Below are 406 nucleotides of genomic sequence, written 5' to 3' on the forward strand. Positions count from 1 at the left end.
GGATTAAATCCGTATCCCGGATCATGTAAACAAACAATTTCCGGATAAGGGGCATATCTTCACTCAAAAGTTTAAAACCAACCCCATACATCTCTTTTCCTTTTTGAGTGATAAAATCAAGGCTTTTTTGATAATTAATAGATAATTTGGTTGTTGCTTATGGTATAAAACATGATGCAAACTTTTTAATCTTTGTTTTCTCATCTTTGATTTAAAGAGGTTCGCTATAACCTGAACCGCTAAATGGTTTTGATTCCGGTTTGGTGATCGGCTCCTGTTTGCTGTTGGAATTGGGTTCTTTCTTTTGAAATTTCTCCACATTGAGCATCCAGTTTCTGGCAGCCGCTTTCCAATCTTTCATTTTTGTTTTTCCTCCAACTAACCAACCAACACTTTCGTAATAATT

General features: G+C 35.5%; 1 protein-coding gene. It reads right to left on the bottom strand.

The features are described from left to right. Positions 1-211: 211 nt before the first annotated feature. Positions 212-406, bottom strand: a 195-nt coding sequence (locus tag OM074_RS21255) for a hypothetical protein (RefSeq protein ID WP_301202722.1), incomplete at its 5' end; no start/stop codon positions are given.

It is taken from the genome of Plebeiibacterium marinum, assembly GCF_026013615.1.
Taxonomy (GTDB): domain Bacteria; phylum Bacteroidota; class Bacteroidia; order Bacteroidales; family Marinilabiliaceae; genus Saccharicrinis; species Saccharicrinis marinus_A.